This is a genomic window from Streptomyces sp. NPDC057854 (assembly GCF_042797055.1).
In the GTDB taxonomy this organism is placed as follows: Bacteria; Actinomycetota; Actinomycetes; order Streptomycetales; family Streptomycetaceae; genus Streptomyces.
Genome location: NZ_JBHVMF010000001.1, coordinates 718,331 through 740,491, shown reverse-complemented (window position 1 = coordinate 740,491; position 22,161 = coordinate 718,331). Strand labels below are relative to the sequence as shown.

Below are 22,161 nucleotides of genomic sequence, written 5' to 3'. Positions count from 1 at the left end.
CCGAGGGGAGCCGGGATCGTCCCGGCTCCCCTCCCTGGTGCGGGGGTCAGCGGACCGGATCAGGCCCGGGTCCAGCGCTGGTTGGCGCTGTTCCAGCACGCGTACAGCTGGAGCCGCGTGCCGTTGGCGGTGCCGGCGCCGACGGCGTCGAGGCAGAGGCCCGACTGGACGCCGACGACGGAACCGTCGCCGGCGAGGCGCCACTTCTGGTTGTCGCCGCCCCAGCAGCTGTAGATCTGCACCGCGGCGCCGTTGCCGGTGCCGGCGGCGTCCAGGCACTTGTCGCCGTAGACCCGGAGCTCACCGGCGGCGGTGTGGGTCCACTGCTGGTTGGTGCGGCCGTTGCAGTCCCACAGCTGGACCTGGGTGCCGTCGGTCGTGGCGGCGTTGGGTACGTCCACACAGCGGCCGGAGCCGACGCCCTTGAGCGGACCGGAGCCGGGGGCGGGGGTCGGCGTGGGGGTGGGGCTCGGGTTGGGCGAGACGGCGTTGAGCGCGTTCAGGACGGAGGTGTACGCCGGCTTCTTGCTGCCGTCGCCGTGGAAGAGCAGCGGCGTCTGCTCGGCCCGCCAGGAGTCGGTGTCGCGCACGCCCCAGACCGTGATGCCGAGGCAGCGCGGGACGGCCAGGCAGTCGTTGGTCACGTTGGCGTAGGTCGTGGGCGAGGCACCCTGGATGTCGAGCTCGGTGATGGCCACGTCCACGCCGAGGGCGGCGAAACTCTGCAGCGTGGTGCGGTAGTTGCTGGGGTACGGGCTGTCGTTGTTGAAGTGCGACTGGAACCCGACGCAGTCGATCGGCACGCCACGCTGCTTGAAGTCCTTGACCATGGCGTACACGGCCTGGGTCTTGGCCCAGGTCCAGTTGTCGGTGTTGTAGTCGTTGTAGCAGAGCTTGGCGGCCGGGTCGGCGGCGCGCGCGGTGCGGAAGGCGACCTCGATCCAGTCGTTGCCGCTGCGCTGCAGGTTGGAGTTGCGCCGGGCGCCCGAAGTGCCGTCCTCGAAGGCCTCGTTCACGACGTCCCACTGGGCGATCTTGCCCTTGTAGTGGCCCATCACGCCGTTGATGTGGTTGATCATCGCCTGGCGCAGCGCGCTGCCCTCGAGCGCCTGCATCCAGCCGGGCTGCTGCGAGTGCCAGGCCAGGGTGTGGCCGCGGACCTGCTTGCCGTTCTGCACCGCCCAGTTGTAGACGCGGTCGCCGGCGGTGAAGTCGAACCGGCCCTGCTGCGGCTCGGTGGCGTCGATCTTCATCTCGTTCTCGGCCGTCACCGAGGTGAACTCGCGGTTCGCGATCGTCGTGTACGTCGCGTCGCCGAGCCGCCCCGAGGCGATGGCGGTGCCGAAGTAGCGGCCGCTCTGCGCCGCCGCGCGTCCGAGCGTGCTCTCGGCGGCGTGCGACGCCGGCGGCGCCACGAGCACGGTCGCGGAGCCGAGGACGCCGACGATCAGCGCCGCGCACAGCCCGCCGATTCTGCGGCGTGCGGTGGACAGGGAAAGGGTGGGGGAACGCATCGAGGGACCTCCAGAGGACATCACGGACGGTGGGGTCTGAGCGCGGCAGAGGGAATCGGTGTCTGCGGCGTCGGCGTCCGCCGGCGAAAAGAGTGCGCGTGCTGCCGGGGCGCGGAGATGCGAGGCCGGCGCAGTGGCGCGCGAGAAAGGTGAGCGAGCGGCCTCGGGAATCAGTGTGGAAACCCCGCGGAAACGTGTCAAGAGTTTCGAAGACTTTTCGGAAAAGGAGATGCCGGGGTGAGGGTGAAGAAATAGCGAAGGGCATTTTTCGTCGAAAAGTTTCGACGGAAAATGCCCAGTGAACGGCGTCTTCTCTGTGACGTGACCCGATTTCGGACATCGGGCGAACGGGGGAAATCCGAGATCCGGCCCGGATACGGTCCCACGGCCGCCCGTCGACCGGCGAGGCGCGCGACCCGCGGGCGGGGCGCGAGCCAGGACCTGCGGCCCGCGGCGGAGGACGACCCCTCCGGGGGTGGACGCTCAGCAACACAAGGTCGCCGGGGCCTCCCGCGTACGGCCCGGTCACCCGGTCCGCCCCGGCGGGGCGGTGGAGAGCCGGACCCTGAGTTCGGTCGAGAGCTCCATCCGGGGGCTGACCAGCGGCTGGCCGTCGCGCAGCTGGAACAGGGTGCGGGCGGCGACCCGGCCCATCTCCTCCAGCGGCTGGCGCACCGTCGTCAGCGGCGGCGACAGCCAGTCGCACACCGGCAGGTCGTCGAAGCCGACCACGCTGAGGTCCTGCGGGATCCTCAGCCCGCTCCGCCGGGCGGCCTCGTAGACGCCCATCGCCTGCTGGTCGCTGCCGGCGAACACGGCGGTCGGCGGCTCGGGGAGGGCGAGCAGCTCCTGGGCGCACCGGAAACCGCCCTCGTGCTGGAAGTCGCCGTAGCGGATCAGGTCGCGGTCGACCTCGATCCCGGCCCGTTCCAGGGCGGTCCGGTAGCCGTCGACGCGGGCCCGGCTGCACAGCATCTCCCGGCGTCCGCCGATCGCGGCGATCCGCCGGTGCCCGAGGTCCAGCAGGTGTTCGGTGGCGGCGAGGCCGCCGGCCCAGTTGGTCGCGCCGACGCTCGGCACGTCGTTGCCGGGCATGTCGACCGGGTCGATGACGACCAGCGCCGCCCCGGCCCGTTCGACCCGGGTGCGCTGGGCCTGGGTGACCGAGGCGGTGACGAGGATGACGCCGTCGCTGCGGTGCGGTGCGGGGAGCGCGGTCCGGCCGGCCGGGGCGGCCTCGCCCGGCGGGACGAGCGACACCACGGTGCGCGCGGTCCGGTGCGCGCACTCGGCCTCGACGCCGCGCAGGATCTCGACCGCCCACGCGCTGTCCAGGCCGCCGATGATCAGGTCGACGAGCCCCGATCTGCCGGCGCGGCCCTGCCGGCCGGGCGGCAGGTAGTGGTGGCTGCGTAACAGGCCCTCGATCCGTTCGCGCGTCGAGGGTGCGACGTCGGAGCGGCCGTTGATCACCTTGGAGACGGTGGCCTGGGAGACTCCCGCCGCCGCGGCGATGACGGCCAGGGTCGGGCGCTGCTCGCTCAACTTCTCTCCTCCGGGCAGATTCCGTCGGCGCCGACAGGTATCGCAAACTTTCGACGAGTTTCCGGGCGCTCGGACACGGTTGTCAACCCCGCGAACAGTCGCCGGACGCAGATTAATGGACGCGGGGGGTTGACCCATAAGCCCTGCGTTCCTAGTTTGTGGCAGCGCGGAATTCGAGAGTATTTCGAAAAGTTTTCGGGCGCAGTCCGCCCCGGCTTTCCCCTCCCCACCCCCTTGAGGAGCACCCCTGATGAGAACGCACCGCCCGCCCCTGATCCTCGGCCTCGTCCTCGCGGTCCTGTCGTCCCTGCTGCTCGGGGCCTCCCTCCTCACGGCCCCGCCCGCCGCCGCGGCGACCGTCGACACCGGCGCCTGGTACGTGCTGGTCAACCGCACCAGCGGCAAGGCCCTCGACGTGTACAACCTGTCGACGAGCGACGGCGCCCGCATCACCCAGTGGGCCCGGAACGACCAGAACCAGCAGCAGTGGCAGTTCGTCGCCTCCGGCGACGGCTACTACCGCGTCAAGTCCCGCCACTCCGGCAAGGTCCTGGACGTCCAGAACGGCTCCACCGCCAACGGCGCCGCGATCGTCCAGTGGTCCGACGCGAACGGAACCAACCAGCAGTGGCGGCTCGCCGACAGCGCCGACGGCCACGTCCGGCTCGTCGCCCGCCACAGCGGCAAGGCCCTCGAAGTCCAGGGCGCCTCCACCGCCGACGGCGCGAACGTCGTCCAGTACGACGACTGGGGCGGCGCCAACCAGCAGTGGCGGCTCGTCAAGGTCGGCTCCGGCACCCCGGGCACCTGCGAGCTCCCGTCGGCGTACCGCTGGTCCTCGACGGGCGCGCTGGCGCAGCCCCGCCCCGAATGGGCGGCGCTCAAGGACTTCACCGTCGCCCCCCACAACGGCAAGCAGGTCGTCTACGGGACGACCCACGGAGCCGCCGGGACGGGCAGGGGCTGGGGCGGGATGAGCTTCACCCCGTTCACCACCTGGCCGGAGATGGCCGCGGCCGGCCAGAGCGCCCTTCCGTTCACCGCCGTCGCGCCCTCGCTCTTCTACTTCGCGCCGAAGAACGTCTGGGTGCTCGCCTACCAGTGGGGCGGCTCCTCCTTCTCGTACCGGACGTCGAGCGATCCCGCGAACCCGAACGGCTGGTCGGCGGAGCAGGTGCTCTTCACCGGCACCCTCGCGGACTCGGGCACCGGTCCCATCGACCACGCCCTGATCGCCGACGGGTCGAACATGTACCTGTTCTTCGCCGGTGACAACGGCAAGATCTACCGGGCGAGCATGCCCCTCGGGAACTTCCCGGGCAGCTTCGGCTCGTCGTACACGACGATCATGAGCGACACGGTGAAGAACCTGTTCGAGGCCCCGCAGGTCTACAAGCTCCAGGGCCAGAACCGCTACCTCATGATCGTCGAGGCGCGCGGGGCGAACGAGGACCGCTACTTCCGCTCGTTCACGGCGACCAGCCTGAACGGCACGTGGACGCCGCAGGCCGCGACGGAGAGCAACCCCTTCGCCGGCAAGGCCAACAGCGGCGCCACCTGGACCGACGACATCAGCCACGGCGAGCTGCTGCGCACCAGCGCCGACCAGACGATGACCGTCGACCCCTGCAACCTCCAGCTGCTGTACCAGGGCCGCAGCCCGGCCTCCGACGGCGCCGACTACGGCCTGCTGCCCTACCGTCCCGGCCTGCTCACCCTGCGGCGCTGACGACACCGGCCCGGCGGGTCCCGGCCCTCCGCCGGCCGCGCCACGGAAGGCCGGACCCCCGCCCCCGCGCCCCCGCGAGGGCGGGGCCCCGCCGCACGAATGGCAGGGCCCCGGGGGCGGACTTAGCCTGCTCGGAGGTGTACCTCCGCCGGAAGGGCTGACGATCGTGACCGTCGAGAAGGACGCGCCGGAAGACGGGGCGGAGTCGCGCGTCGGCCCCGAACCCCAGGGGAAGCCCGAGTTCCACCCGTACCACCACCCGGCCGCCGGCTGGGGCGCGGCGAAGAGCGTGACGCGGTTCATGGTGCGCGAGCGCGCCCTCCCGCTGGACGGGCCCCGGGCGATCATGAAGATGAACCACGAGAACACCGGTTTCGACTGCCCCGGATGCGCGTGGCCCGACGACACCAAGGGCCTCCACCTGGACATCTGCGAGAACGGCATCAAGCACGTCACGTGGGAGATGACCGCCAAGCGGGTCGGCCGGGAGTTCTTCGCCGCGCACACGGTGTCGGAGCTGGCCGGGTGGACCGACCACGACCTGGAGGACCAGGGCCGGCTGACCGAGCCGATGGTCTACGACCCCGCCACCGACCACTACGTGCCGATCAGATGGAAGGACGCCTTCGAGCTGGTCGGCCGGACGCTCCGCGGCCTCGGCGACCCGAACCGGGCGTCCTTCTACACCTCCGGCCGGCTCGGCAACGAAGCCACCTTCCTCTACCAGCTGATGGCCCGCGAACTGGGCACCAACAACCTGCCCGACTGCTCCAACATGTGCCACGAGGCCAGCGGCCGGGCCCTCCAGGCGTCCCTGGGCACCGGCAAGGGCACGGTCGACCTCCAGGACTGGGAGACCACGGACGCGCTCTTCATCCTCGGGGTGAACGCCGCGTCGAACGCGCCCCGGATGCTCACCGCGCTGGCGGAGGCGTACCGGCGCGGCGCCCGGATCGTGCACGTGAACCCGCTGGTCGAGGCGGCCGCCACCCGCACGATCATCCCGCACGACTTCCGGGACATGGCCACCTTGCGCGCCACCCCGACCAGCACCCTCAACCTCCAGCCCCGGATCGGCGGCGACATGGCGCTGCTCCGCGGCATGGCGAAGGCCGTCCTGGAGCGTGCGGCCACCGACCCGAAGGCGCTGGACCGCGAGTTCGTCGACCGGCACACGCACGGCTTCGAGGAGTACCGCGCGCTGTGCGAGGCCACGCCCTGGGAGGAGATCGAGCGCCAGTCGGGCCTGAGCCGCGACGACGTCCTCAGGGCCGCCCGGGTGTACGAGGAGGCCGACCGCAGCATCGTCAGCTGGTGCCTGGGCGTCACCCAGCACGAGCACGGCGTCGACACCGTCCGCGAGATCGTCAACCTGCTGCTGCTCCGCGGCAACCTGGGCCGCGAGGGCGCGGGCCCCTCTCCCGTACGCGGCCACAGCAACGTCCAGGGCAACCGCACCTGCGGGATCGACCACCGGCCCGCCCCGGCGTTCCTGGACCGGCTCGCCGACGTCTGCGCGATCGACCCGCCGCGCGCGCCCGGCCTCGACACCGTCGGCACCATCAAGGCGATGCTCGACGGCGACGTGACCGTGTTCGTCGGCATGGGAGGCAACTTCGCGCTCGCCGCCCCGGACACCCCGCTGACCTTCGAGGCGCTGCGGCGGTGCGAGCTGACCGTGCAGGTGAGTACGAAACTCAACCGCAGCCACGTCGTGCACGGACGGCGGGCGCTGATCCTGCCGTGCCTCGGCAGGACGGAGAAGGACCACCAGCGCAAGGGCGTCCAGAGCACGTCCGTCGAGGACTCGATGAGCATGGTGCACCTGTCGACCGGGATGAAGCGCCCCGCCTCGCCGCACCTGCTGTCCGAGGCGGCCATCGTCGCCGGCATGGCACGCGCCGCGCTGCCGGACAGCGCGACACCGTGGGAGTGGTACGTCGAGGACTACGACCGCGTCCGCGACACCATGGCCAAGGTCCTCGACGGATTCGAGGACTTCAACCGCCGGGTGCGGCTCCCGCTGGGCTTCCGGATCAAGCAGCCGGCCCGCGAGCTCGTGTTCCTCACCCCGTCCGGCAAGGCCGAGTTCTCCGCCGCCCCCCTGCCCGACGTGGTGCCCGAGCCCGGCACGCTGGCCCTCGGCACCATGCGGTCCCACGACCAGTGGAACACCACCGTCTACTCCGCCGACGACCGCTACCGCGGCGTGAGGAACCTGCGCACCCTGATCTTCATGAACCGCGCCGACATGCGCGAGCGCGGCATCGCGGACATGGCCCGGGTCGACATCACGAGCACGGCCAGGGACGGCAGCCGCCGCTGCCTGAAGGGCTATGTGGCGGTCCCGTACGACATCCCGCGCGGCTGCGCGGCCGGCTACATGCCGGAGATGAACGTGCTGTGCGCCCTCGGCGACTACAGCACCCAGAGCGACCAGCCGATCATGAAGCACCTGAAGGTGACCGTCGCCCCGGCCGCCTGAGCCGTCCCCGGGCCGCCCCCGCGGCGGAGCCGTTCGTCGATTCCTACAGCACCCTCGCATCCGCGATGGATAGTCGCATGATCTTGTTGCAGATGCGACCCCCGACGGCCTACGGTGACGCCCATGCAGTCCTACACCATCGGACAGGCCGCACGTCTCCTCGGGGTCAGCCCCGACACGGCACGGCGCTGGGCCGACGCGGGCCGGGTCGCCACCCACCGCGACGAGAGCGGGCGACGCGTGATCGACGGGAAGTCGCTCGCCGCGTTCGCCGTGGAGATCGCGCAGGCCGACGGCGAGGACGACGACCCGTCGTACACGACGGCCCGCAACGCGTTCCCGGGGATCGTCACGGCGGTCAAGCTCGGGGACGTCGCCGCCCAGGTCACCGTCCAGGCCGGTCCCCACCGGCTCGTCTCCCTGCTGACCAGGGAGGCCGTGGAGGAGTTGGGGCTGGAGGTCGGCATGCGGGCCACCGCCCGCGTGAAGTCCACCAGCGTGCACATCGACCGCACCTGACACCCGGAGCCCAGACCCCCATGACCCGCACCCCCGCCCGCGCCGTCACCGCACGCCGCGCGGGCGCCGCCTTCCTCACCGCCGCCCTGCTCGCCCCGCTCGCGGCCTGCGGCTCCGGCGACGGCACGAAGGACGGCGCCGGCGGTTCCTCCGGTGTCCGGCTCACCGTCCTCGCCGCGGCCTCGCTCACCGACGTGTTCAAGACCGCCGGTGCGGCGTACGAGAAGTCCCACCCGGGCACGAAGATCACCTTCTCGTTCGCTGGTTCGCAGGAACTGGTGGCCCAGGTGTCGCAGGGCTCGCCGGCCGATGTGCTGGTCACGGCCGACACCAAGAGCATGGACAAGGTGAGGGCCGACACCGGCACCCCCGCCGTCATCGCGAAGAACCGGCTGGTCATCGCCACCGGCGAGGGCAACCCCTTCGAGGTCGACGCGCTGGAGGACCTCGCGGACCGCAAGCTGAAGGTCGTGCTCGCCGCGCCGGAGGTGCCGGCCGGCAAGTACAGCAAGCAGATCCTCGACCGGCAGGGGATCGAGGTGAAGCCGGTGTCCCAGGAGCCCAACGTCCGCGCGGTGCTCAGCAAGGTCGAGCTGGGCGAGGCCGACGCGGGCCTCGTCTACCGGACGGACGCCGCGAGCGCGCGGGACAAGGTCGACGCCGTCGAGATCCCCGACGCGCAGAACGCGATCGCCCAGTACCCGGCCGCCACCCTGAAGGACTCCGGGCACGCCGGGGCCGCCGCCGCGTTCGTCACCTGGCTCTCCACGCCCGAGGCACAGAAGATCCTCCAGGACGCGGGCTTCCAGAAGCCATGACACGCGCGCGCGTACGCACCCCCGGCGCCCGGCCGCCGCTCACCCTGGCGCTGCCCGCGCTGGCCGCCGTCGCCTTCCTCGCCCTGCCCCTGCTCGGCATCCTCGTCCGGACCGAGTGGGGAGACCTGGCGGACCACCTGAGCGCCCCCGGCACCGTCGAGGCGCTCCGGCTCTCGCTGGTCGTCTCCTTCTGGGCGCTCGGCCTGTCCCTGCTCCTCGGCGTCCCGCTGGCATGGCTGCTGGCCCGGGTGCCGTTCCCCGGCAAGGCGTTCGTCCGCTCGCTGGTCCTGCTGCCGATGGTGCTGCCGCCGACCGTCGGCGGGGTGGCCCTGCTCCTCGCGTTCGGCCGGCGCGGCCTCCTCGGGCCCTGGCTGCACGAGACCTTCGGGATCACCCTGCCGTTCCACACCTCGGGGGCCGTGCTCGCGGCGACCTTCGTCGCCATGCCGTTCCTCGTCATCAGCCTGGAGGGGGCGCTCGGCGGTCTCCGTCCCCGGTACGAGGAGACGGCGGCGTCGCTCGGCGCCTCACCGGTCCGGGTCTTCTTCACCGTGACGCTCCCGATGGTCGCGCCCGGCGTCCTCGCGGGCGCGGCGCTCACCTGGGCGCGGGCGCTCGGCGAGTTCGGCGCCACCATCACCTTCGCCGGCAACCTGCCCGGCACCACCCAGACCCTGCCGCTCCAGGTCTACCTGCTGCTCCAGGAGGAGCCGGAGGCCGCCACCTCGGTCTCGCTGCTCCTGCTGGCCATCGCGATGGGCGTGCTGATCGCCCTGCGGGGACGGTGGACGGGCACCCCGGCCGGCCGCGCCCGCCGGGCGCGGGCCGCCGAGCCCGGCCCGGAGCCGGCCGCCGCGGAGCCTCCCGCGCGGGACGTCCCGCCGCCGGCCACCGGGGAGCGCTGGGCGCTGCGCGCCGAGGTCACCGGCTTCACCAGGCTCACCCTGGACGCCGAACCCGGCACCACCATCGCCGTCGTGGGACCGAACGGCGCCGGCAAGACCACCCTGCTGCGGGCCCTCCTCGGCCTCACCCCCCGCGCCCACGCGGACCTCGCCCTCGGCGGCACCGACGTCACCGCCGCGCCGCCGCACCGGCGGCGGGTCGCGTGGGTCCCGCAGGACGGCGCCCTCTTCCCGCACCTCACGGCCCTCGCCAACACCGCGTACGGGCTGCGCGCGCAGGGCGTCGGCCGGGCCGAGGCCCGGCGGGAGGCCCAGGACTGGCTCGACCGGCTCGGCGTGGGCCACCTGGCGCACCGCAGGCCCGCGCAGCTGTCCGGCGGTCAGGCCGGCCGGGTGGCGCTGGCCCGCGCGCTGGCCGCCCGCCCCCGGCTCCTCGTCCTCGACGAACCGCTCGCCGCGCTCGACCAGACGACCCGGGCGCATGTGCGGCACACCCTCCGCACCCACCTGGCCGGTTTCGGCGGCGTCTGCCTGATGGTCACCCACGACCCCGTCGAAGCGGTGTCGCTCGCGGACCGGGTGCTCGTCCTCGACGCGGGCCGCGCCCTCCAGGACGCCCCACCGGCGGAGGTCACCCGGCACCCGCGCTCCCCGTGGGTGGCCCGGATGCTGGGCCGCAACGCCTGGCCGGGCACGGCCACCGCCGACGGCCTGGCCCTCGACGACGGCGGCGTCCTGGTCGCGGCCGATCCTCCGCCGCCCGGCACGCGCGCGCTGGCGGTCGTCGCGCCGGAGGCGGTGTCGGTCCACCGCGAGAAGCCCGCGGGCAGCCCCCGTAACGTCTGGCCGGGCACCGTACGCGAGATCACGGCCAGCGGCAGCCGGCTGCGGGTCCTGGTCACCTCCGGCCGGGCGCCGGACGTCGTCGCCGAGATCACGCCGCAGGCCGCGGCCGAACTCGGCCTGGCCGACGGCGTGCCCGTCTGGACCAGCGTGAAGGCGACCGAGGCGACGGTGGTACCGGTCTGATCAGCGGTACTCGCAGAGGTACGCGGTGTCCACCGCGACCTCCAGCCGGAACGAGCTGTCGCCCGGGACCGCGAACTCCTCCCCTGCGGCGAACGTCCGCCAGTCGTCCGCGCCGGGCAGCAGCACCGTCAGGGCGCCGCTCACCACGCGCATGACCTCGGGGGCGCCGGTCCCGAACTCGTAGGAGCCCGGCGCCATCACGCCGATGGTGGCCCGGCCGTCCTCCTGGGCGAACGCGATCGACTTGACCGTGCCGTCGAAGTACTCGTTGACCGTGAGCATGCGGATTCCTCGGGGGAGTGGGAAGGACGGGACGGCCCGGCCGCGCGCGTCCCGGCGGCGGGCGGGGTCACCCTAGCCGCACGCGCCCGCCGGGCGGACACCCCTCTCACAGGGCGGACTCCCCGCCCGCAGCCTCCCCGCCCAGGGACCGCTGGAGCAGGACCGTGTCCACCCAGCGCCCGTGCTTGTGCCCCACCGCCGTCAGCCGGCCCGCCTCCGTGAAGCCCAGCCGCCGGTGCAGCGCGAGCGAGGCGGCCGTCCCGGAGTCCGCGACCACCGCGATCATCTGGCGCACCCCCGCCGCCGCGCAGGCGTCGATCAGCGCCCCCATCAGGGCCCCGCCGAGACCCCGGCCCGTGTGCGCGGGGGAGAGGTACACCGAGTGCTCGACGGAGTGGCGGTACGCAGGCTTCGGACGCCACGGCGCCGCGTACGCGTACCCGGCGATCCGCCCCGCGTCCTCCGCCACCAGGAACGGCAGACCGCGCCCGGTCAGCTCGGCCAGCCGGGACCGCCAGAAGGACGGCGGGGGCGCCGTCTCGTCGAAGGTGACCACCGTGTGGTCCACGTAGTGCGCGTAGATCGCGGCGACCGCGTCGAGGTCGGCCTCCGTCGCCGGACGGACCGGCGCGGCGGGCGGGTACGGGAGGGACATGCCGCCGATCGTAGGCGCGGACCCGCCGGCGTCCGCGCGCCCGGCTCCGTTTGCGGACCCGAGGCGGCCGGGTTTGAGTGTGGAGGACCCCCCGCGTCCCCTCAGGAGCTCGTGACATGTCGATGGCGTTCGGTTCCCCCTTCGGCCCCTCCGACCCCTTCGGTGACCTGCTGAACCGCTTCTTCGGCATGTCCCCGGCGTCCTCGCCGCCCGCCGTCCAGCGTGTGCCCATCGGCCGCCTCCTCACCGAGTCGGCGCACGAACTCCTCAACACGGCCACCCGCAAGGCCGTCGAGGACGGCACCACCGACCTCGACACCGAGCACCTGCTCTGGGCCGCCACCCAGGTAGAGCCGACCCGCCGGCTGCTCGCCCGCTCCGGGGTCGACCCCGACGGACTCGCCGACAAGATCGCCAAGGTGCTGCCCCACGAGGCCGCCGAACCCTCCGCCGAACCGGGCCTCACCCCCGCCGCCAAGCGGACCCTCGCGCTCGCCCACGCCACCTCGCAGGCCGCGGGCGTCTCGTACATCGGCCCCGAGCACATCCTCGGCGCCCTCCTCGGCGACGCCGAATCCGGTGCCTCCCGCCACCTGCGCGCCGAGGACCTCGACGTCTCCGCGCTGCGCGGCGTCACCGACCAGGCCACCCGCGGCGGCGACACCGCGGCTCCCGCCGCGCCCAGGCAGCCGGCCACCACCCTCGACGAGTTCGGCCGCGACCTCACCGAGGAGGCCAGGGCCGGCAGGCTCGACCCGGTCGTCGGCCGCGCCGAGGAGATCGAGCAGACCGTCGAGATCCTGTCCCGCCGCTCCAAGAACAACCCCGTCCTCATCGGCGAGCCCGGCGTCGGCAAGACCGCCATCGTCGAAGGACTCGCCCAGCGGATCGTCGCCGGAGAGGTCCCCGACACCCTCAAGGACAAGCGGGTCGTCGCCCTCGACCTGTCCGGCCTGGTCGCCGGCGCCCAGTACCGCGGCCAGTTCGAGGAACGCCTCAAGAAGGTCATCGAGGACGTCCAGAAGTCCGAGGGCGAGATCGTCCTCTTCATCGACGAACTCCACACCGTCGTCGGCGCCGGAGCCGCCGGCGAGGGCGCCATGGACGCCGGCAACATGCTGAAGCCCGCCCTCGCCCGCGGCGAGCTGCACGTCGTCGGCGCGACCACCATCGACGAGTACCGCCGGTACATCGAGAAGGACGCCGCGCTCGAACGCCGCTTCCAGCCCGTCCTCATCCCCGAGCCCACCGTCGAGGAGACCGTCCAGATCCTCGAAGGGCTCCGCGACGCGTACGAGGCCCACCACCAGGTCCGGTTCGCCGACGGCGCCCTCACCGCCGCCGCCGAACTCTCCGACCGGTACATCAGCGACCGCTTCCTCCCCGACAAGGCCATCGACCTCATGGACCAGGCCGGCGCCCGCGTCCGGCTCCGCAGCGCCGGCCGCTCCACCGAGGTGATCAGCCGCGAGGACCGGCTGGCCAAGCTGCGCCGCGAGAAGGACCAGGCCGTCGCCGCCGAGGAGTTCGAGAAGGCCAAGCGGCTCAAGGAGGAGATCGCCGAGGTCGAGGGCGAACTCGCCGGGATCGAGGAGCGCCGCGAGGGCGTCGTCTCCGTCACCGCCGCCGACATCGCCGAGATCGTCTCCCGCCGCACCGGCATCCCCGTCGCCCAGCTCACCACCAGCGAGAAGGAACGCCTGCTCAGGCTGGAGGAGGAGATGCACGCCCGGATCGTCGGCCAGGACGAGGCCGTCACCGCCGTCTCCGAGGCCGTCCGCCGCAACCGCGCCGGCATGGGCGACCCCGACCGGCCCGTCGGCTCCTTCCTCTTCCTCGGGCCCACCGGCGTCGGCAAGACGGAACTCGCCAAGACCCTCGCCGAGCTGCTGTTCGGCGACGAGGACCGGATGATCCGCTTCGACATGAGCGAGTTCCAGGAGAAGCACACCGTCGCCCGCCTCGTCGGCGCCCCGCCCGGATACGTCGGCTACGAGGAGGCCGGCCAGCTCACCGAGAAGGTCCGCCGCCAGCCGTACAGCGTCGTCCTCTTCGACGAGGTCGAGAAGGCCCACCAGGACGTCTTCAGCACCCTGCTGCAGGTCCTCGACGACGGGCGCCTGACGGACGGCCAGGGCCGGACCGTCGACTTCCGGCACTGCGTCGTCATCATGACGTCCAACATCGGCGCCCACCGGATCCTCGCCCACCAGGGCGACGCGGCCGAGCTGAAGGACGAGCTGATGGAGGACCTGCGGGGCCGGTTCCTCCCCGAGTTCCTCAACCGCATCGACGACATCATCGTCTTCCACAGCCTCACCGAGCAGGACCTCACGCAGATCGTCGAGCACCTCCTCGACCGCAGCAGGCACCGCGTCCACGCCCAGGGCATGACCCTGGAGGTCACCGAGGCCGCGACGAAGCTCCTCGTCGCCCACGGCCACCAGCCGGAGTTCGGCGCCCGCCCGCTGCGCCGCACCGTCCAGACCGAACTCGACAACCGCGTCGCGTCCCTGCTGCTGAGCGGCGAGGCCGACCCCGGCGACACGATCGTCGCCGACGTCGTCGACGACTCCCTCCACTGCACCGTCCGCAAGGGCGCCCCCGCCGGGGCGGACCAGGCCGCATAGGAACGCCGCCGCGGCCGGGCCCGCCGGACCCGGCCGCGGCGACGCGCGCTTCCCCCGATCCGTACCGCCCCCGACGGGAGTCGCATGGCCGCCCCCCAGCCCGTCCCCCAACTGGTCCTCGGCCCGCCCGCGAAGGCCGCCCTCTTCCTCACCCTCACCGTCGCGCCCGGCCGCGAGACCGACGCCCGCGCCGTCCTCCAGGAGCTCTCCGGACTGACCCGGTCCGTCTCCTTCCGCGCCCGCGACGACGCCCTCGCCTGCGTCGCCGGACTGTCCTCCGACGCGTGGGACCGGCTCGCCGGCGGCCCCCGCCCCCGCGAACTGCACCCCTTCGTCCCCCTCCACGGCCCCCGGCACCACGCCCCCGCCACCCCCGGCGACCTCCTCCTCCACCTGCACGCCCGGCGCGCCGACCTCTGCTTCGAACTGGCCCGCGTCGTCCTGGACCGCCTCGGGGACGCCGTCACCGTCGTCGACGAGACGCACGGCTTCACCTACTTCGACGACCGCGACCTCCTCGGCTTCGTCGACGGCAGCGAGAACCCCACCGGACCCGCCGCCCCCGAAGCCGTCCTCGTCGCCGACGAGGACCCCGCCTTCCGCGGCGGGAGCTACGTCGTCGTCCAGAAGTACCTCCACGACATGACCGCCTGGAACGCCCTCCCCACCGAGGAGCAGGAGCGCGTCATCGGCCGCACCAAGGCCGACAATGTCGAACTCCCCGACGACGTCAAGCCGGCCGACTCCCACGTCGCCCTCACCACCGTCGAGGACGACGACGGCGAGGAGCGGAAGATCGTCCGCCAGAACATGCCCTTCGGACAGCTCGGCACCGGCGAGTTCGGCACCTACTTCATCGGATACGCCCGCACCCCCGCCGTCACCGAGCGGATGCTCCGCAACATGTTCCTCGGCGACCCGCCGGGCACCACCGACCGCATCCTCGACTTCTCCACCGCCGTCACCGGCGGCCTCTTCTTCGTCCCGAGCGCCGACCTGCTCGACGACCTCCCCGCCCCCGGCCCCGCCGAGGAACCCCGGCCCGAGCCCGAGCCCGAGCCCGGACCCGCCGGCGCCGTCCTCCCCGCCGACGCACCGCACCCCGGGACCTCCCTGGGCATCGGCAGCCTGAAAGGAGCCCCGGTGTCATGACCAGCCTCCCCGGCACGCCCCCCACCAGCGGAAACCTGCACCGCGAACTCGCCCCCGTCACCCCCGCCGCCTGGGCCGAGATCGAGGAGGAGGCCCGCCGCACCTTCCGCCGCCACGTCGCCGGCCGCCGCGTCGTGGACATGCCCGACCCCGGCGGCACCGCGCTCGCCGCCGTCGGCACCGGCCACCTCACCCCCCTGGCCGCGCCCGCCGACGGCGTCCGCGCCCGGCTCCGCGAGGCCCGCGCGCTGGTCGAGCTCCGGGCCCCCTTCACCGTCGACCGCGCCGCCGTCGACGACGTCGAACGCGGCGCCATGGACTCCGACTGGCAGCCCGTCAAGGACGCCGCCCGCGCCCTCGCCCTCGCCGAGGACCGCACCGTCTTCGACGGCTACGGGGCCGCCGGCGTCCGCGGCCTGCGCGCCTCCTCCTCCCACCCCGCCGTCGCGCTGCCCGCCGAACCCCGCGACTACCCCGACGCCGTCAGCCGCGCCCTCACCGCCCTGCGCCTGGCCGGCGTGGACGGCCCGTACGCGCTCCTCCTCGGCGCCGACGAGTACCGGGCGGTCAGCGAGACCTCCGACCACGGCTACCCGATCGCCGCCCACCTCGGCCGCATGCTCGACGGCCCCCCGATCTGGGCGCCCGCCGTCCGCGGCGGCTTCGTCCTCTCCACCCGCGGCGGCGACTTCGCACTCCGCCTCGGGCAGGACGTGTCCATCGGCTACGCCCGGCACGACGCCGAGACCGTCGAGCTGTACCTCCAGGAGACGCTGACGTTCCTCACGTACACCGACGAGGCCGTGGTCGTCCTGGAGGCGTGACGGCGCGGCCGGGCCGCCCCCGGTGTGCGGGGGCGGCGGCCGTCCCGGCAGACTCGCCCCATGAGCAGCACGCGCCCGCGCCCCGCCCGCCCCGCCGGCACCACCCCGACCGCCGTCGTCGTCGGCGCCGGCCCCAACGGGCTCACCGCCGCCGCCCTGCTCGCCGAGGCCGGCGTCGACGTGACCGTCCTGGAGGCCGCCGGCACGATCGGCGGCGGCACCCGCACCGACGAGGCGATCCTGCCCGGGCTGCTGCACGACCACTGCTCGGCCGTCCACCCGCTCGCCGTCGCCTCGCCCGCCCTGCGCCACCTCCGCCTCGACCGGTACGGGCTGACCTGGCGGCTCCCCGAGATCGACTGCGCCCACCCGCTCGACGACGGCACCGCCGCCGTCCTCCACCGCTCGGTCACCGAGACCGCCGCGGGCCTCGGCGCGGACGCCGGCCGCTACCGGGCCCTGCTCGCCCCGTCCGTACGCCGCTGGGAGGCGCTGTCCGGCGACGTCATGGGCCCGTTGCTGCGCGTCCCCGACCACCCGCTGCTGCTGGCCCGCTTCGGCCTGCCGACCGCCCTGCCCGCCGCCGCCCTCGCCCGGCTCTTCCGCACCCCCGGCGCCCGGGCCCTGTGGGCGGGCGTCGCGGCCCACGCGTACCGCCCGCTGACCGAACCCTTCAGCTCGGCCATCGGACTGGGCATCCTCACCGCCGGGCACGCGGCCGGCTGGGCCGTCGCCGAGGGAGGCTCCCGGGCCATCACGGACGCCCTCGCGGCGGCGCTGCGCGCCCACGGCGGCCGGATCGAGACGGGCGTCCGGGTCACCCGGCACGGCCAGTTGCCGCCGGCCGACCTCACCCTGCTGGACCTCGACCCGGCGCAGGTCGCCGGGGTGTACGGGGACCTGCTGCCGGCCCGGACGGCCGCCGCGTACCGCCGCTTCCGGCGCGGTCCGGGCGCCTTCAAGGTGGACCTCGCCGTCGAGGGCGGGGTGCCGTGGCGCGCGGAGCCGGCCCGCCGCGCCGGCACCGTGCACCTCGGCGGCCCGCTCGCCGAGGTGGTGCGCGCGGAGCGGGACGTGACGGACGGCCGGATGCCGGAGCGGCCGTTCGTGCTCGTCGGCCAGCAGTACCTCGCCGACCCGTCCCGCTCGGTGGGGGACGTGCACCCGGTCTGGACGTACGCGCACGTGCCGCACGGCTACGACGGCGACGCGACCGGCGCGATCCTGGCCCGCCTGGAACAGTTCGCCCCCGGCGTCCGCGACCGGATCGTCGGCCTGCGCGTCACCCGCCCCGCCGACTTCGCCGCCGCCAACCCCAACTTCGCGGGCGGTGACATCCTCACCGGCGCCAAGACCGTCCCGCAGCTCGTCCTGGGCGCCCGCCCCGCCGTCGACCCGTACGCCACCGGTCTCCCCGGCGTCTACCTCTGCTCGGCCGCCACCCCGCCCGGCCCCGGAGCCCACGGCATGTCCGGCGCCGGCGCCGCCGCGGCGGCCCTCCGCCACCTGGGCGTCCGGCCGCCCTGGCGGTAGGCCGGCCGCGCCGGGCTCAGGCGGTGACGGGCAGGCCGAAGGCCGGTCGGGCGTGGCCGAGGAAGGCGTGGACGGCGGGATGGGGCGCGGGCTTCCAGACGAGGGCCAGGAGGGCGGGGACGTCGACGTCGTCGAGGGGGAGCGCGGTGAGGCGGTCGGCGTAGGAGGCGGCCATCGACGCGCTCAGCACCGCGACGCCCAGGCCGCGCGCGGCGAGGTCGGCGATGGCGTCGGCGGCGCCGGCCTCCAGGGCGATCGCCGGGTGCACGTCCCGCGCGGCGGACGCCTGGTCGAGGACGGCGCGCAGGCCGGTGCCGCGCGGCATGCAGATGACCGGGTGGGCCGTCAGTTCGCGCAGGGCGAGGCGCTTCCGGGCGGCCAGGGGGTGGGCGGGCGGCACGGCGGCGACGAGCCGTTCGCTGAGGATCGTCAGGGCCTCCAGGCCCTCGGGGATCGCGGCGGCGGCACCGATGAGCGCGAGGTCGGCGGTGCCGTCGCGGACGCCGTCGACGAGCCGGTCGGAGGTGTCCTCGTGGAGCAGGACGTCCACCCCGGGGTGGGCGGCGCGGAAGGCGGCGAGGGCGTCGAAGAGCGGGGTGACCGTGCAGCCGACGACCATCCCGAGCGTCAGCCGGCCGCGGACCAGGCCCGTCACCTCGTCCACCGCCCGGCCGACCGCCTCGGCGGACGCGAGCGCCGCGCGCGCGTGCGCGAGGGCGGCCTCCCCGGCGGCGGTCAGGGTGACCGACCGGGCCGAGCGGTCGAACAGCTCGGCGCCCAGCTCCTGTTCGAGCCGGCGGATCTGCGCGCTGACGCCGGACTGGCTGATGTGCACCCGCTGGGCGGCCCGGGTGAAGTTCCGCTCCTCGGCGACGGCGACGAAGTACTCCAACTGCCTGAGATCCATGACTGGAGATTCTAGTAGCCAGCACAACCATCTGTTGGACTTCTGATCACCGGAGGGCGAGGCTGGAGGCACGGAACGACGAACACCCCCCCAGCCAGGAGGAATCGATGCCGGAGTACGAGAAGGCCATGCGCCCCGAGGACATCACCCGTCTCTTCGTCGAGCGGTCCAACGCGGGCGACGCGGCGGGCGTTGCCGCCCTGTACGCGGAGGACGCGGTGCTGGCCTACCCGCCGGGCGAGGTGACGGTGGGGCGGGAGGCGATCCGCGTCCTGTGGGAGAAGGTGCTGGCCCACCGGCCCCGCTTCGAGCCGGAGGAACCGCTGCCCACCCTGGTGAACGGCGACATCGCCCTCACCTCGACCCCGCCGAAGGACGGCACCGGCGCCCGCGCCCAGGTCGTCCGGCGCCAGCCCGACGGCAGCTGGCTGCGCGTGCTCGACCAGCCGGAGTTCGTGCCGTCGGCTCGCTGAGAGACGCACGCGCGCGTGCGGCGCTTCACCCGCACGCGCGCGTGCGGCCCCTCGCCCATGGTCAGGACCGCCACCAGGGCTCGCGTACGTAACGGCTCTCCGTCGCCGTGCAGCCGAGGCCGTTGGAGATCTCCTCCGCGTCCAGGTTCCAGCCGACCACGCCGTTGCCCTTGCGGCTGAGTTCGATCAGCCGCGCGTCCGAGGCGCGCGTGCCGTCGGTGACCCGGCAGGCCACGATCGACGTCCACGCCTGCCCGTCCAGCGCCGACGCGAAGGTCAGGACGGGCAGGGTGACGGCGGTGAGGAGGAGGGCCACCCCCTGCTCCGCCGCCGCGGCCCGGCGCAGCCACGCGGGCGGCCGGTAGCCCGGGTCGTGCGAGGCGGTACGCCGGTGGTGCGGGCGCCGCCGGCCCGTCCGGTACTCCACGACCACGCCCACGCGGAGCGCGCACGCCGCGAGGGCGGTGCCCAGCCCCCACCACGGCCCGAACAGGCAGGCGACGATGACGCCGACGGCCAGCGGGTTCAGCACGGTGATCGCGGCCCGCCGCAGCCCGGCCGCCCGGCCCCGTCCGGCGGGGACGACGCCGCGCGCCGCGAAGACCGCGAAGACGACCCGCGAGACCACCACGCCGAGGACCGAACCGAGCAGCGGATCGGTGATCACCATGCCGAGCAGCACGTCGGGCCAGTTCGCCGGCTCCATGCCGACGAACACGTCCCGCACGGCGTCCCCGCCGCCCACCGTGTACGCGACCTTGGCCACCGGCACGGCGAGCGCCAGCGCCAGCAGCACGGTGTGGCCCGGGCCGCCCTTCCGGTCGGCCCGGCGCTCCTCCTCCAGGTCCCCGTTTGCGCCGGGGCTGTCGGACCCGGTCAGGAGCCGCCGCCCGGCGCCCCCACGGAGAGGACGGTCACGGCGGTGCGGCCCAGCGGCGTCGCGTACGCCACGTCGTCCCCGGCCGCGTGCCCGAGCAGCGCCCGGCCGAGCGGGCTCGCGGCGGTCACCAGGTCCGGATCGTCCGCGTCCGCCAGTTCGCCGATGTGCAGCGTCGACTCGGTGCCGTCACCGAACCGCACGCGCACGGTGCTGCCGACGCCGATCGTCCCGGTGGACGGCGGTCCGGCCGCGGCGCCCTCCCGCAGCCGGGCCTCGATCTCCTCGATCCGCGCGTCCAGCCGGTCGGCCTCCGTCGCCCGCTGCAACTCGTCGGCCGCGTCGGCCTGGTCGCCGGGCTCGTCGGCGTCGCCGAGCGTGGCGGCGACGTTCGCCCGTTCGGTCCTCAGCGCGGACAGCTCGCGGTTCAGCGCCGCGCGGGCGGTCTCGCTCAGGGGCTCGGGTCCAGCGGTCATGACGGCTCCCGTCGTGCGGTGGCGGGGACGGACAACGACGCTTCCATTCCGACATCCCCATGAAATCCCGTCAAATCGCACCAAACATCCCTCGGCCGGGGAGCGGCGCGGAAAACCCCTGGCGCACCCGGGACGGAGCGGGTTACCGTGCCCGTGATGATCACTCACTCCTCACACCGATGGGGGGTCCTCACCGCGCACGGAGCGTCCTGATGGGGACACCCGTGCGGGAGGACACCCGCCTTTCCCTCTGGCGGCACGTGCGCACCCACGCCGTACCGCCCTCCATGATCGAGACCGCGACCGCCCGCCGCCTCGCGGGCGACTGGGCCGGCGCCTGCGCCGCCGCCGCGGTGGACCTCGACCTGACCCCCCGGGCCGTCGCCCGCACCCACGGCACCGCACTCGCCGCACGCGTGCGCGCCGACCTCCGCCGGCTCGCCCCCGACCTGCTCCGCTGGCACCTGCCGAGGACCGCCCCGGACGGACTGCTCCGCCCGGGACTCACCGTCACCCTCGCCGTCTACGCCGACCACGAGCCCCCCGGCGGCCGGGGCCCGCGACCGGTCCACCTCGTGGCCCGCACCGCGCCCGCCTGGGCCGACGCCGGACAGCGGATCTCGCTGGCCCTCTGGGACGGCCCGCCCGGCGGCACGCCCCCGCCCCGGCGGAGCCCGTACGCCCCCGCCCTCGCCGCCCACCCGCACCCGCACCCCAGCCCCCGCTTCCGGCTCGACCTCCACCGGCACCTGTGGGACGCCGGCCGCGCCGGAGAACTCCGCGCCCGGTCCGGCGCCGACCGCCGGCCGGCCCTCCCGGCCGGCCCCGGCGAGCCGCCCGGTCCCGGCTGGGCGGTGGACCGCTGGGCCGCCGAGGCCCGGCTGCTGCTCGCCGCCGACGGCCGGGCCGCCGGCCCCGTCCTCGTACGCCTCGGGGCCCGGCACCGGCTGCTCGTCACCCCGGAGCCGGACGGCGGCGTCCGGACCGCACCCGCGCCGGCCGGACGACGGCCCGGGACCGGCCGCGGCGACCGGCCGGACCTCCGGCCGCCGCTGCTGCCCGACGCGGCGACCTGGACCCCGCCCGACCTCGCGCTGCTCCGCGCCGGACTGATCACCCCCGACGACCTGCACCCGCTCGTCGCCGAGGCGCTGATCCCCGGTCACCGGCCCGCTCCCGGCGGGCGGGCGGAGCCCCCGGAGTCCGGGACGCGGTTCGTGGAGTGCCAGGGCCGCCGGCACCGCGTCGGCCTCGTGGGCGGCGTCCTCACGCCCCTCGACCACGACCCGGCCGAACTCCGCCGCGAGGAACTGCTCGCGGCCCTCTCCGGGACGCCCATGCCCTGCCTGCGGGTGATCGACGCCGCCCACCGCGACCCCGAGAACCTCGACGCCGTGCGCGCCCGCCTCGCGCACGGCGACACGTCTGGCGCCCTCACCGCCGTCGAGGCCCTGCTCGGCCCCGGAGCCGTCCTGCGCGACGGCCCGCTCCGCCAGGCCCTCGAACGCGCCGCCGCCCGCAGGGTCCTGCACGGGCTCTACCGGGCGGGCCTCCGCGTCACCGGCCCCGACACCGTCCCCGAACCCCCGCCGCCCGCCGTACCGGACCCGGACCGCGGCCGTCCCCGGCGCACCCGCCGCCCGCGGGCCACCGACCCCGCGCCGCGACCGCTCGACCACCGCGGCCACCCGCGGCACGCGCTCGCGCGCTGACCCGCGGGCACGCCGCCGCACCGACCACTCACCCGCACGGACCTCCCACCCGCACGGACCGGCTGACCCGCACAGCCTCACCCCCGTCCGCCCCCT

At 74.5% G+C, this 22,161-nt stretch carries 18 protein-coding genes; 11 read left to right on the top strand and 7 right to left on the bottom strand.

Annotated elements, in window-relative coordinates:
- Nucleotides 1-59 precede the first annotated feature (59 nt).
- Both ACFVQZ_RS03575 and ACFVQZ_RS03570 read right to left on the bottom strand, forming a co-directional pair.
- Entirely contained in the window at nt 60-1,514 is a 1,455-nt protein-coding gene (locus ACFVQZ_RS03575) for an endo-1,4-beta-xylanase (protein ID WP_383619334.1), read from the bottom strand.
- Nucleotides 1,515-2,039: 525 nt separating this feature from the next.
- Entirely contained in the window at nt 2,040-3,059 is a 1,020-nt protein-coding gene (locus ACFVQZ_RS03570) for a LacI family DNA-binding transcriptional regulator (RefSeq protein ID WP_383619332.1), read from the bottom strand.
- Between the two features lie 250 nt (nt 3,060-3,309).
- Here ACFVQZ_RS03570 and ACFVQZ_RS03565 point away from each other — a divergent pair, with 250 nt between their 5' ends.
- The 5 genes from ACFVQZ_RS03565 (at nt 3,310) to ACFVQZ_RS03545 (ending at nt 10,544) form a co-directional block, all read left to right on the top strand.
- A complete protein-coding gene (locus ACFVQZ_RS03565; RefSeq protein WP_383619330.1) occupies nt 3,310-4,788 on the top strand; it encodes a non-reducing end alpha-L-arabinofuranosidase family hydrolase in 1,479 nt (492 codons plus the stop codon).
- Between the two features lie 166 nt (nt 4,789-4,954).
- Nucleotides 4,955-7,273, top strand: coding sequence for an FdhF/YdeP family oxidoreductase (locus ACFVQZ_RS03560; RefSeq protein ID WP_383619329.1), 2,319 nt, complete (start codon nt 4,955-4,957; stop codon nt 7,271-7,273).
- 123 nt (nt 7,274-7,396) lie between these two features.
- Nucleotides 7,397-7,792: a helix-turn-helix transcriptional regulator gene (locus ACFVQZ_RS03555; RefSeq protein WP_030498252.1), complete on the top strand. Its 396-nt coding sequence runs from the start codon at nt 7,397-7,399 to the stop codon at nt 7,790-7,792.
- 20 nt (nt 7,793-7,812) lie between these two features.
- Nucleotides 7,813-8,610, top strand: a complete 798-nt coding sequence (gene modA, locus ACFVQZ_RS03550; protein ID WP_383619327.1) for a molybdate ABC transporter substrate-binding protein — start codon at nt 7,813-7,815, stop codon at nt 8,608-8,610.
- On the top strand, nt 8,607-10,544 hold the full coding sequence (locus ACFVQZ_RS03545; RefSeq protein WP_383619325.1) for an ABC transporter permease: 1,938 nt from the start codon (nt 8,607-8,609) through the stop codon (nt 10,542-10,544). Before modA ends, ACFVQZ_RS03545 begins: the two co-directional genes overlap by 4 nt.
- Here the strand turns inward: ACFVQZ_RS03545 and ACFVQZ_RS03540 are convergent, their stop codons facing one another.
- Nucleotides 10,545-10,826 carry a pyrimidine/purine nucleoside phosphorylase gene (locus ACFVQZ_RS03540; RefSeq protein ID WP_030495027.1) on the bottom strand — a complete coding sequence of 94 codons (282 nt, stop codon included), beginning with the start codon at nt 10,824-10,826 and terminating at the stop codon, nt 10,545-10,547.
- 106 nt (nt 10,827-10,932) lie between these two features.
- Complete coding sequence (locus tag ACFVQZ_RS03535; protein WP_036414846.1) at nt 10,933-11,481, bottom strand: GNAT family N-acetyltransferase; 549 nt, start codon at nt 11,479-11,481, stop codon at nt 10,933-10,935.
- Between the two features lie 116 nt (nt 11,482-11,597).
- Between ACFVQZ_RS03535 and ACFVQZ_RS03530 the strand changes: the two genes are divergently transcribed.
- The 4 genes from ACFVQZ_RS03530 to ACFVQZ_RS03515 all read left to right on the top strand — a co-directional run bounded on the left by ACFVQZ_RS03530 (nt 11,598) and on the right by ACFVQZ_RS03515 (nt 17,620).
- Nucleotides 11,598-14,111: an AAA family ATPase gene (locus ACFVQZ_RS03530; protein WP_030495025.1), complete on the top strand. Its 2,514-nt coding sequence runs from the start codon at nt 11,598-11,600 to the stop codon at nt 14,109-14,111.
- Between the two features lie 84 nt (nt 14,112-14,195).
- A complete protein-coding gene (locus ACFVQZ_RS03525) occupies nt 14,196-15,263 on the top strand; it encodes a Dyp-type peroxidase (RefSeq protein ID WP_383619323.1) in 1,068 nt (355 codons plus the stop codon).
- Nucleotides 15,260-16,087, top strand: a complete 828-nt coding sequence (locus ACFVQZ_RS03520; protein ID WP_383619321.1) for a family 1 encapsulin nanocompartment shell protein — start codon at nt 15,260-15,262, stop codon at nt 16,085-16,087. Before ACFVQZ_RS03525 ends, ACFVQZ_RS03520 begins: the two co-directional genes overlap by 4 nt.
- Nucleotides 16,088-16,147: 60 nt before the next feature.
- The gene (locus ACFVQZ_RS03515) at nt 16,148-17,620 is read left to right on the top strand and encodes an NAD(P)/FAD-dependent oxidoreductase (protein ID WP_036414843.1); all 1,473 of its coding nucleotides are present in this window, start codon (nt 16,148-16,150) and stop codon (nt 17,618-17,620) included.
- A gap of 16 nt (nt 17,621-17,636) precedes the next feature.
- Here ACFVQZ_RS03515 and ACFVQZ_RS03510 read toward each other — a convergent pair whose 3' ends face one another.
- Complete coding sequence (locus ACFVQZ_RS03510) at nt 17,637-18,527, bottom strand: LysR family transcriptional regulator (RefSeq protein ID WP_383619319.1); 891 nt, start codon at nt 18,525-18,527, stop codon at nt 17,637-17,639.
- 107 nt (nt 18,528-18,634) lie between these two features.
- Here ACFVQZ_RS03510 and ACFVQZ_RS03505 point away from each other — a divergent pair, with 107 nt between their 5' ends.
- Nucleotides 18,635-19,000, top strand: a complete 366-nt coding sequence (locus tag ACFVQZ_RS03505) for a YybH family protein (protein WP_383619317.1) — start codon at nt 18,635-18,637, stop codon at nt 18,998-19,000.
- 61 nt (nt 19,001-19,061) lie between these two features.
- Here the strand turns inward: ACFVQZ_RS03505 and ACFVQZ_RS03500 are convergent, their stop codons facing one another.
- Nucleotides 19,062-19,880 carry a hypothetical protein gene (locus tag ACFVQZ_RS03500; RefSeq protein WP_383619537.1) on the bottom strand — a complete coding sequence of 273 codons (819 nt, stop codon included), beginning with the start codon at nt 19,878-19,880 and terminating at the stop codon, nt 19,062-19,064.
- Complete coding sequence (locus ACFVQZ_RS03495; protein ID WP_030495018.1) at nt 19,877-20,353, bottom strand: GreA/GreB family elongation factor; 477 nt, start codon at nt 20,351-20,353, stop codon at nt 19,877-19,879. Before ACFVQZ_RS03495 ends, ACFVQZ_RS03500 begins: the two co-directional genes overlap by 4 nt.
- 212 nt (nt 20,354-20,565) lie before the next feature.
- On the opposite strand from ACFVQZ_RS03495, the gene ACFVQZ_RS03490 reads away from it, so the two are divergent.
- Complete coding sequence (locus ACFVQZ_RS03490) at nt 20,566-22,065, top strand: hypothetical protein (protein ID WP_383619315.1); 1,500 nt, start codon at nt 20,566-20,568, stop codon at nt 22,063-22,065.
- The last annotated feature ends 96 nt before the right edge of the window (nt 22,066-22,161 follow it).

Coding starts and splice junctions, on each gene's coding strand:
- ACFVQZ_RS03575 (WP_383619334.1), bottom strand. CDS start 1,514: ATGCGTTCCCCCACCCTTTCCCTGTCCACCGCACGCCGCAGAATCGGC.
- ACFVQZ_RS03530 (WP_030495025.1), top strand. CDS start 11,598: ATGTCGATGGCGTTCGGTTCCCCCTTCGGCCCCTCCGACCCCTTCGGT.
- ACFVQZ_RS03490 (WP_383619315.1), top strand. CDS start 20,566: ATGGGGACACCCGTGCGGGAGGACACCCGCCTTTCCCTCTGGCGGCAC.
- ACFVQZ_RS03535 (WP_036414846.1), bottom strand. CDS start 11,481: ATGTCCCTCCCGTACCCGCCCGCCGCGCCGGTCCGTCCGGCGACGGAG.
- ACFVQZ_RS03505 (WP_383619317.1), top strand. CDS start 18,635: ATGCCGGAGTACGAGAAGGCCATGCGCCCCGAGGACATCACCCGTCTC.
- ACFVQZ_RS03520 (WP_383619321.1), top strand. CDS start 15,260: ATGACCAGCCTCCCCGGCACGCCCCCCACCAGCGGAAACCTGCACCGC.
- ACFVQZ_RS03565 (WP_383619330.1), top strand. CDS start 3,310: ATGAGAACGCACCGCCCGCCCCTGATCCTCGGCCTCGTCCTCGCGGTC.
- modA (WP_383619327.1), top strand. CDS start 7,813: ATGACCCGCACCCCCGCCCGCGCCGTCACCGCACGCCGCGCGGGCGCC.
- ACFVQZ_RS03545 (WP_383619325.1), top strand. CDS start 8,607: ATGACACGCGCGCGCGTACGCACCCCCGGCGCCCGGCCGCCGCTCACC.
- ACFVQZ_RS03495 (WP_030495018.1), bottom strand. CDS start 20,353: ATGACCGCTGGACCCGAGCCCCTGAGCGAGACCGCCCGCGCGGCGCTG.
- ACFVQZ_RS03515 (WP_036414843.1), top strand. CDS start 16,148: ATGAGCAGCACGCGCCCGCGCCCCGCCCGCCCCGCCGGCACCACCCCG.
- ACFVQZ_RS03540 (WP_030495027.1), bottom strand. CDS start 10,826: ATGCTCACGGTCAACGAGTACTTCGACGGCACGGTCAAGTCGATCGCG.
- ACFVQZ_RS03555 (WP_030498252.1), top strand. CDS start 7,397: ATGCAGTCCTACACCATCGGACAGGCCGCACGTCTCCTCGGGGTCAGC.
- ACFVQZ_RS03525 (WP_383619323.1), top strand. CDS start 14,196: ATGGCCGCCCCCCAGCCCGTCCCCCAACTGGTCCTCGGCCCGCCCGCG.
- ACFVQZ_RS03510 (WP_383619319.1), bottom strand. CDS start 18,527: ATGGATCTCAGGCAGTTGGAGTACTTCGTCGCCGTCGCCGAGGAGCGG.